This is a genomic window from Actinocrinis sp., from assembly GCF_035650855.1.
Taxonomy (GTDB): Bacteria; Actinomycetota; Actinomycetes; order Streptomycetales; family Catenulisporaceae; genus Actinocrinis.
In genome coordinates, this window is the sequence record NZ_DASRGV010000278.1 from 1 (window position 1) to 7,846 (window position 7,846).

General features: G+C 70.1%; 6 protein-coding genes. 3 read left to right on the forward strand and 3 right to left on the reverse strand.

The annotated features are described in order from the left end of the window. The first annotated feature begins 294 nt into the window (after positions 1-294). On the forward strand, positions 295-3,048 hold the full coding sequence (aceE, locus tag VFB40_RS20055) for a pyruvate dehydrogenase (acetyl-transferring), homodimeric type (protein ID WP_349261563.1): 2,754 nt from the start codon (positions 295-297) through the stop codon (positions 3,046-3,048). A 70-nt stretch (positions 3,049-3,118) separates the two neighbouring features. On the opposite strand, the gene VFB40_RS20060 is transcribed toward aceE, so the two are convergent. From VFB40_RS20060 to VFB40_RS20070, 3 genes are all read right to left on the reverse strand, one after another. After that, positions 3,119-3,619, reverse strand: a complete 501-nt coding sequence (locus tag VFB40_RS20060) for a hypothetical protein (protein ID WP_324852914.1) — start codon at positions 3,617-3,619, stop codon at positions 3,119-3,121. A gap of 24 nt (positions 3,620-3,643) precedes the next feature. Next, complete coding sequence (locus tag VFB40_RS20065) at positions 3,644-4,411, reverse strand: hypothetical protein (RefSeq protein ID WP_324852916.1); 768 nt, start codon at positions 4,409-4,411, stop codon at positions 3,644-3,646. A 220-nt stretch (positions 4,412-4,631) separates the two neighbouring features. Further along, positions 4,632-5,120 (reverse strand): GNAT family N-acetyltransferase, encoded by a 489-nt coding sequence (locus VFB40_RS20070; RefSeq protein ID WP_324852918.1) that lies wholly within the window; start codon positions 5,118-5,120, stop codon positions 4,632-4,634. 109 nt (positions 5,121-5,229) lie between these two features. Between VFB40_RS20070 and VFB40_RS20075 the strand changes: the two genes are divergently transcribed. After that, positions 5,230-6,456 carry a PucR family transcriptional regulator gene (locus VFB40_RS20075; RefSeq protein ID WP_324852920.1) on the forward strand — a complete coding sequence of 409 codons (1,227 nt, stop codon included), beginning with the start codon at positions 5,230-5,232 and terminating at the stop codon, positions 6,454-6,456. 80 nt (positions 6,457-6,536) lie between these two features. Next, entirely contained in the window at positions 6,537-7,748 is a 1,212-nt protein-coding gene (locus tag VFB40_RS20080) for an acyltransferase domain-containing protein (RefSeq protein ID WP_324852922.1), read from the forward strand. Positions 7,749-7,846: the final 98 nt, after the last annotated feature.

Consider the following 7,846-nt stretch of genomic DNA (forward strand, 5'->3'; position numbering starts at 1 on the left):
GGTGCGGTTCGGCGGATCGGATGCGTGACCGTCCGATCATCGGACTCGAGGGGTGCTCGTGCGCCCGTTCGGGCCCCGATATATCCCGAATCACACTCGTTACTGCCGAGTAGAGATGACGCCGCCCCCTCCCGCATTAGACGATGGAAGGAACTGTGCGAGACCTCTGCGGCGCTACCCGGCGTGTCGCGGTCTCCTGGAGAGACAGCCGAGGCCGGCGTCGCCCTCCGCCTCCGCGCGACCCAAAGCGCGGGACGGCCGAACGGCGCCCCAAGATCAAAGTGAAGGACGAGCGTGGCTTCCGGACGAGAGCGTTTCTCGATCATCAGCGACGGTCTTCCCACCCAGCTCCCGGACATCGACCCGAATGAAACCGGGGAGTGGCTGGAGTCGCTGGACGCCGTCATCAACGAGCAGGGGCGGCAGCGGGCGCGCTACCTGATGCTCCGTCTGCTGGAACGGGCCCGCGAGAAGCAGGTCGGCGTGCCCGGCCTGCGCTCCACGGACTACATCAACACGATCCCGCCGGAGCGCGAGCCCTGGTTCCCCGGCGACGAGGACATCGAGCGGCGGATCCGTGCCTTCATCCGCTGGAACGCCGCGATCATGGTGTCGCGGGCGAACCGGCCCGGGATGGGGGTCGGCGGGCACATCGCGACCTACGCGTCGGCCGCGTCGCTGTACGAGGTCGGCTTCAACCACTTCTTCCGGGGCAAGGACCACGGGGAGGCTGGGGACCAGATCTACTTCCAGGGGCACGCGGCGCCCGGCATCTACTCGAGGGCGTTCCTCGAGGGCCGGCTGACCGAGGCCCATCTGGACGGGTTCAGGCAGGAGCACAGCCACACCCCGGGCCTGCCCTCCTACCCGCACCCGCGGCTGATGCCGGAGTTCTGGGAGTTCCCGACGGTGTCGATGGGGCTCGGGCCGATCAGCGCGATCTACCAGGCGAGATTCAATAAGTATCTTTACAATCGGGGTCTCGCGGACACGTCGAGGTCGCACGTGTGGGCGTTCCTCGGGGACGGGGAGACGGACGAGCCGGAGTCGCTCGGGGCGCTGTCGATCGCGGCTCGGGAAGAGCTCGACAACCTTACTTTTGTGATCAACTGCAACCTGCAGCGGCTGGACGGGCCGGTGCGCGGTAACGGAAAGATCATCCAGGAGCTCGAGTCGACGTTCCGCGGGGCCGGCTGGAATGTCATCAAGGTCATCTGGGGCCGCGACTGGGACCCGCTGCTGGCCCAGGACGTCGACGGCGTGCTGGTCAACAAGATGAACACCACGCCGGACGGGCAGTTCCAGACGTACTCGGTGGAGACCGGCGCCTACATCCGGGAGAACTTCTTCGGCGGCGACGCGCGGCTGCGCAAGATGGTCGCGGGCATGTCGGACGACGATCTGCGCAAGCTCTCGCGCGGCGGGCACGACTACCGCAAGGTCTACGCGGCGTTCAAGTCGGCGCGCGAGCACGTCGGCCAGCCGACCGTGATCCTTGCGCACACGATCAAGGGCTGGACCCTCGGCAAGGACTTCGAGGGCCGCAACGCCACGCACCAGATGAAGAAGCTGACCAAGGCGGAGCTCAAGGAGTTCCGCGACCGGCTGCACCTGCCGATCACCGACAGCCAGCTGGAAGCCGACCTGCCGCCGTACTTCCACCCGGGCGAGAACTCGGAGGAGGTCGCCTACCTCAAGGAGCGGCGCGCGGCCCTCGGCGGCTACCTGCCGCAGCGGGTAGTACGCCCGAAGCCGCTCAAGCTGCCGGGCGACGCCGTCTACGCGGACCTGAAGAAGGGCTCCGGCAAGCAGGCCGTGGCGACGACGATGGCGTTCGTCCGGCTGCTCAAGGACCTCATGAAGGACAAGGAGATCGGCGCGCACTTCGTGCCGATCATCCCGGACGAGGCCCGCACCTTCGGCATGGACTCGCTGTTCCCGACCGCGAAGATCTACTCCCCGTTCGGCCAGACCTACGAGGCCGTGGACCGGGAGCTGCTGCTGTCCTACAAGGAGAGCAAGCAGGGGCAGATCCTGCACGAGGGCATCAGCGAGGCGGGCGCGACCGCGTCCCTGGTCGCGGCGGGCACGTCCTATGCGACGCACGGCGTGCAGATGATCCCGATCTACATCTTCTACTCGATGTTCGGGTTCCAGCGCACCGGCGACCAGTTCTGGCAGTTCGCCGACCAGATGGGCCGCGGCTTCGTGCTCGGCGCCACGGCAGGGCGCACCACGCTGACCGGTGAGGGCCTCCAACACGCGGACGGCCACTCGCACCTGATCGCGTCCACGAATCCGGCGGTCGTCGCGTACGACCCGGCGTTCGCGTTCGAGATCAGCCACATCGTGCAGGACGGTCTGCGCCGGATGTACGGCTCCTCGACCGAGCACCCGCACGGCGAGGACGTGTTCTACTACGTCACCGTCTACAACGAGCCGAACCAGCAGCCGGCCGAGCCCGCCGGTATCGACGTGGACGGCCTGCTCAAGGGCCTCTACCGGTACAAGCCGGCGCCCGAGGGCGCGGAGGAGCGGCCGAAGGCGCAGATCCTCGCCTCAGGCGTCGGGCTGCCGTGGGCGCTCAAGGCGCAGCAGCTGCTCGCCGACGACTGGGGCGTCGCGGCCGACGTGTGGTCGGCGACCTCGTGGACCGAGCTGCGGCGTGACGCGCTCGCGGTGGATCAGCACAACCTGCTCTACCCGGAGCAGGAGGCGCGCGTGCCGTACGTGACCCGGGCGCTGGAGAACGCGCCCGGCCCGATCGTGGCGGTCTCCGACTGGATGCGCGCGGTGCCGGACCAGATCGCCCAGTGGGTGCCCGGCGACTACACCTCGCTCGGCGCGGACGGCTTCGGCTTCGCGGACACCCGCGGCGCGGCCCGGCGCTTCTTCCACATCGACGCTGAGTCGGTGGTGGTCGCGGTGCTCAGCCAGCTGGCCAAGCGCGGCGAGGTCAAGCGCGAGGCGATCAGCGAGGCGATCAACCGGTACCAGCTGCACGACGTGAAGGCGGCCGGTGCAGGACCGACCGGCGGCGACGCCTAAGGCGCCACGGCGCGCGTGAGACGACGCGGGGCGGGCTCGGAGCTGAGACTCCGGGCCCGCCCCGCGGGCGTCAAAGCGGAAAACGAATCAGAGCGCGGATTTCGCCCCGGTCCCGGCCGGAATAGGCCGGGACCTGCTCAAGCTGCTCTTCCTGCTCGCGGAAGTAGCGCTCCAGTATCCGGATATCCGCGGCGTCTTTCGGGCGGTTCAGATACCGCTTCCAGGCGAGGGAATCACGCAGCGAGACCACGCGGATACCGTCGATGACCTCCGCGCCCTCGATCAGCTTGGCAATCGGCCATTTCGGGGCCACCCAGCGGTCGAAGATCTCGATTTCCCCGTCGCCGATCCGCACCACGTGGCCGATTCCGGACGGGGCGAGTTCCAGTTTTCCGAACGTTTGTGCGATTTTCCATGCGGCGCCCCGCGCCACCACGTCCACGTCGCGCAGCCGGGAACGCAGGCCGTGCGCGTAGAGCGGGGCGCTGCCGGCGAGGGCGAAGTCGCCGGGCGGCATCCCCAGGTCAAGGACCTGCCGGATCAGCCGGTTGCGCCGGAGGCTGGCAAGCACAGCGCTCCCATCTGGGCACTGCCCCTATCTGGGCGCCGCCGCACCCAACAGCCAATGCGTGGCGAGAGCCGGGGCCAGCGCCATCACCAGGCTGGTGAGGCTGCCGATGAGGAAGTATTCTGCGAAACCCTCTTCATTACGGCGCAGCGCGGGGAATCTCGCCACGGATTTGGCGGTCAGGGTGAGCACCGCCGCGGTCGATTGTCCGGCCAGCACGAGCGAGAACAGTATTGCCCGTTCCAGCCATCCAATGAGCATACCAGCGCCGACTAAAGCCCTGATCTCGCTCGGTTCCTGAGGTAACGCCGCGGATTTGAGCCGAAGGGTTTCGGTGTGCGGTTCAAGCACCTGTCCGACTATCACTCCGCCGATGAAAACCGAGGTCAGCGCGCCCGCCGAGACCAATGCCACCCGGTCGTCGTGCAGGAAAGCACTGAGATATCCGCCGAAGGTCCCGGCCCCGGCGACCAGGCCGACCAGCGCCGCGAGCAGCAGCACCAGGCCCGGGATCTCGGCGTGCCGCAGCGCGAACATGGAGCGGATCCACGGGGTCTCGGCCGCCGCGCCGTGCCCCGGTCCGAGCCGGCTGCGCAGCCCGAGGCAGGCCGCGGCGGTCAGTACCAGAAGCACCCAAGAGCGCCAGCCGGGGAAGGCCGGGGCCAGGATGAAAGCGCTGTAGGCCACGCCGACGCCGACGTGCACCCGCGGGCTCTCGCGCAGGCCCGGAATCCCGAGCGGGAAGAGCGCGGCCACCGGCAGGCCGACCATCAGCCGGACCACGCTCGCGCTCATCGCCCGTTCCCCCGTCCCGTTCGGTCCCGTTCCGGCTCGGTGTCGCACGGGAGACGACGCCTCCCACCTTGCAAGAAGAAGACTAGGGGAGGGGTCTGACAAAAGCTGTTGACGGGCGGGGCCGCGGCGAAGCAGTGGTGCTGGAGGGGCGGTGGTGTTGGAGGAGCAGTGGCGCTGGAGGGGCAGTGGTACTGGAGAGGGAGTGGCGGAGGGAGGGGGTCTAGAGTTCGAGCGACATGGAGACGTTGGTCTCGACGAAGCCGAGCGAGCGGTACAGGGCGCGGGCCGGGGCGTTGTGGCCGAAGACGTGCAGGCCGACAGTCTCCGCGCCGAGTTCGCGCGCTCTCTCGATTCCGGCGAGCATCGTGGCGCGCCCGTAGCCCTGGCCGCGGAACTGTTCGAGCACCTCGATGTCGTAGATGAAGCCCTCGGTGCGGCCGCCCTTGGGCCGCAGCGCGATCCAGATGGCCGCCACCCGCTCGCCTGACTCGGCGTCACGCACCGAGTAAAGGTGCTGGTCGGGCGACTTGAGGCCGTCCGGAAGCAGCCGCGCGTAGTCCGCCTCCGAAAGCGCCACCGCCTCGAACTCGCTCCACTCGCCGGAGATCGTCTTCTGTTTCGCGAAGTCGCGAATACTGGCCCGCAGGTACGGACCGAACTCCTCCTCGACCATCGGCGCGAGCGTCACACGGGGTTGGTTCTTTGCCATGGCCCGACGTTACCGGCCCGCTCGATTCAGCGGCGCGCGGGCAGCCCCGGACGGGCGGACTGTGCGGACAGCGGGACGGCGGGCCCGTCGGGTCTGCAAGAGTAGGTACGTGACGAAGACTGCCGGGACCAAGACAGCGGGGACGAGCACCGTCGCGACCCAGAAGGCGGACCCGCACCGGACCGCGGCCGTGCGGCGGCTGGAGAAGGCCACCGGTCCGCTGGCGAACGCCGCCATCGCGCGGATGGAACAAAAGTTCGCCTGGTACCGCAACATGCCGCCGGAGAACCGGTCCTGGGTCGGCCTTGTCGCCCAGGCGGGCATCGCCGCATTCACCGAGTGGTTCCGGCACCCCGACCAGAAGGCCGCGGTCTCCGCCGACGTGTTCGGCACCGCGCCTCGCGAGCTGACCCGCGCAGTAACCCTCCAACAGACCGTCCAGCTGGTGCGTACGACCATCGAAGTGGTCGAAGACCGGATCCATGAGCTCGCGGAGAACGAGCAGGAAGAAGCGATGCTGCGCGAGGGCCTGCTGCGTTACTCGCGCGAGATCGCCTTCGCCACCGCTCAGGTCTACGCACAGGCTGCGGAACTTCGCGGCGCCTGGGACGCCCGGCTGGAAGCCCTCGTCGTAGACGCACTGCTGCGCGGAGAAGCCGATGACGCGGTACGTTCTCGGGCCTCCGCGCTGGGCTGGGGCACGCACAGCGATATCGCGGTCGTTGTTGGTACCGCGCCGCAGGATGACGCAGAGGCAGTGGTCGACGCGATGCACCGAGCCGGCCGACACGCCAAGCTCGCCGTGCTGGCCGGTGTGCAAGGCGACCGGCTGATCGCCATCGTGGGCGGCGTCGACGGCGATCCGATCACCTCGGTGCGACCGCTCGCCGGGCAGTTCGCGCCCGGTCCGGTGGTGGTCGGCCCGGTGGTCGCGGACCTGACCCTGGCCGCCGGATCCGCGCACGCCGCGCTCTCCGGGCTGCACGCCTGCGCCGCCTGGCCGGACGCCCCGCGCCCGGTCGCCGCGGACGACCTGCTGCCCGAGCGGGCACTGGCCGCGGACGACACCGCGCGCGCCGTCCTGGTGGAGGAGATCTACAGGCCGCTGGCCGAGGCCGGCTCGGCGCTGCTGGAGACGCTCTCGGTCTACCTGGAGCAGGCCGCCTCGCTCGAGGCCGCCGCTCGGATACTGTTCGTGCACCCGAATACCGTGCGCTACCGGCTCAGACGGGTGACCGACATCACAGGCTTGACGCCGGCTCAGGCGCGGTCCGCGTTCACCCTTCAGGTCGCGCTGGTGCTGGGACGACTCGCCGAGGCGGGCAAGCCCTTGTAGGGGTTCTACAAAGCCGCCCGCAGGATCTTCGTGCCCGCCGCCGGGGCCGAACCGGGGGAGGCTTCCCGGAAGATGGAAGGGTGCTCGTACTCGTCGCTCCCGGCCAAGGGGCCCAGGCCCCCGGCTTCCTCGCGCCCTGGCTCGAGGTGCCCGGCGTGGCCGACCGCCTCGCCTGGTGGTCCGCCGTCGCCGACCTCGACCTCATCCACTACGGCACCGAGGCGGACGCGGACACCATCCGCGACACCGCGATCGCCCAGCCGCTGCTCGTCGCCTCCGGCATCGCCGCGGCCCTGGCCATCTTCCCGCACCCCGCGGAGGCCTTCCGCCAGGTCGGCGCGGCGGCGGGGCACTCGGTCGGCGAGCTGACCGCGGCCGCGGGCACCGGGGCGATCACCGCCGAGTCGGCGATGGTGCTGGTGCGCGAGCGCGGCCGGGCGATGGCCGCGGCCGCCGCCGTGACGCAGACCTCGATGACCGCGGTGCTCGGCGGCGAGCCGGACGAGGTGGTCGCCAAGCTGGCCGAGCACGGGCTGACCCCGGCCAACCGCAACGGCGCCGGGCAGATCGTGGCCGCCGGTACCGTCGAGCAGCTCGAGGCGCTCAAGGCCGACCCGCCGGCCGGCGCCAAGCTGCGCGGGCTCTCCGTCGCAGGGGCCTTCCACACCGAGCACATGGCCCCGGCCGTGGCGCGGATGGAGCAGCTGGCCAAGGGGGTGAGCACGCGCGACCCGCGGGTGCGGTACATCTCCAACAAGGACGGCGCCGTCGTGCACTCCGGTCGCGAGGTGGTCCAGCGGCTGGTGAATCAAATCGCGAACCCGGTGCGCTGGGACCTGTGCATGGAGACCATGCGCGAGCTCGGCGTGACCGGCGTGCTCGAGGTGCCCCCGGCCGGCACCCTGGTCGGGCTGGCCAAGCGTGCCCTGCCCGGCGTCGCGACCTTCGCGCTCAAGACCCCGGACCAGCTCGACGCGGCGCGCGCCTTCGTGGCCGAGCACGCCGAGGAGCAGACCGCGGCCGACTCGCTGGACACCGCGCCGACCTGGCGCCTGGTGGTGGCTCCGTTCTCCGGCACCGTGCAGCGCGGGCTGGCCGGCGGCGAGGGCGTCGAGCCCGGCGCGCAGCTGCCCCCCGGCGCCAAGATCGGCGCCGTCGTCTCCCGCCGCGAGGAGCGGGTACTGGTCGCCGAGCACGGCGGCACGGTCCTCGAATGGCTCGTCGAGGACGGCGACCCGGTCGCCCCTGGCCAACCGCTGCTCCGCATCCACCCGAAGGCCGAGGCCCACTGAACATGACGCAGATCCAGTCCCCGGCCGGCGCCCCGCACGCCAGGATCCTCGGCGTCGGCGGCTACCGGCCGTCCCGGGTGGTCACCAACGAGCAGATC